Origin of the sequence: Pseudokineococcus marinus (assembly GCF_013004605.1) — a bacterium.
Classification (GTDB): domain Bacteria; phylum Actinomycetota; class Actinomycetes; order Actinomycetales; family Quadrisphaeraceae; genus Pseudokineococcus; species Pseudokineococcus marinus.
This window is the reverse complement of the sequence record NZ_JABEMA010000498.1, coordinates 1-1,502: the sequence shown is the minus strand read 5'-3', so window position 1 is coordinate 1,502 and position 1,502 is coordinate 1. Positions and strand designations below refer to the sequence as shown.

The window sequence follows — 1,502 nt, the reverse complement described above, 5'->3', positions numbered from 1 at the left end:
CCGCCGCGGCGAGCGCCGCGCCGTGGTCGGCGAGCGCCGCCACGAGCGAGGCCGCGCTGGGCTCGGGCGCCAGCACGTCGACGCGCAGCCCGTGCTCGACGGCCGTCTGCGCCGTCGCCGGGCCGATGCACGCCACGACGGTGCTCGGGTTCGGCTTGCCCGCGATCCCGACGAGGTTGCGGACCGTGGAGGACGACGTGAAGACGACGGCGTCGAAGGCGCCGTTCTTGATGGCGTCCCGCACGTCGGCGGCCGGCGGCGCGGCCCGGACGGTGCGGTAGGCCGTGACGTCGTCCACCTCCCAGCCGAGCTCGGTGAGACCCGCGACGAGGGTGTCCGTGGCGATGTCGGCGCGCGGGAGCAGGACCCTGTTGATCGGGTCCAGCACGTCGTCGTAGGCCGGCCAGTCGGCGAGCAGCCCCTTGGCGGACTCCTCGCCCGTGGGCACGAGGTCGGGCTCGATGCCCCAGTCGCGCAGGGCCTGCGCCGTCACGCCGCCGACCGCGGCCACCTTGAGCCCCGCGAAGGCGCGGGCGTCGAGCCCGTACTCGGCGAACTTCTCGCGGACGGCCCGCACCGCGTTGGCGGACGTGAAGCCGATCCACTCGTAGCGGCCGGTGACGAGGCCGGTGACGGCCTTCTCCATCTGGTGCGGGGTCCGCGGCGGCTCCACGGAGATCGTCGGGACGACCTCGCCGGTGGCGCCCGCCTCGGCGAGCAGGGCGCTCATGCCCCCCGCCTGCGCCTGCGTGCGAGGCACGAGCACGCGCCAGCCGAAGAGCGGCCGGTTCTCGTACCACGAGGTGCGCTCGCGCAGCGCGACGCCGGGGCCGGTGACGGCCACGAGCGGGCTCGGCCAGGCGTCCTCCCCGCTGCTCTCGAGGAGGCCGGGCAGCTCGGCGAGCGAGGCCGTGGCCGTCCGCTGCGACGTCGTCGTGCCGCCGGAGGTGACGGCGACGGGCGACGAGGCGCTGCGCCCCGCCGCGACGAGGGCCCGGGCGGCGGCGGCGAGGCCCTCGCGCCCGCCCAGGAGCACGACGGTCTCCTTGGCCGCGGCGAGGCCCGCCGCGTCCGGGGGCTCGGTCGTCGTGTCGACGACGTGCACCCGGTCGACGCCCGCCGTCGTGACGGGCACGCCCGCGTAGACGGGGACGGCGACGGCCGGGGAGACCCCGGGGACGACCTCGAAGGGCACCGACGCGCGGTGGCACGCCAGCAGCTCCTCCGCCAGCCCCTCGAAGGTCGCCGCGTCGCCCGGCAGCACGCGCACCACGCGGCGCCCGGCGCGCGCGGCGCGCGTGATCAGCCGGGTGGTGGCCCGCGCCCGCGCCGACGGCGTCGGGTCGCTGGCCTCCTGGACCGCCCGGGCGTCGAGCACCTCGGCGCCGCCGGGCGAGAGCCGGCCGACGAGCGCGGCGCCGACCGGGCCGTCGACGACGACGACCTCGGCCCGGTCGACCAGCTCGGCGGCGCGGACGGTGAGGAGCCCCGGGTCGCCCGGG

Annotated in this window: 1 protein-coding gene; it reads right to left on the bottom strand. The window is 78.1% G+C overall.

Translation table 11 applies throughout. The features are described from left to right. Positions 1-1,502, bottom strand: a 1,502-nt coding sequence (locus HLB09_RS16985) for a bifunctional uroporphyrinogen-III C-methyltransferase/uroporphyrinogen-III synthase (RefSeq protein ID WP_212771302.1), incomplete at both ends; no start/stop codon positions are given.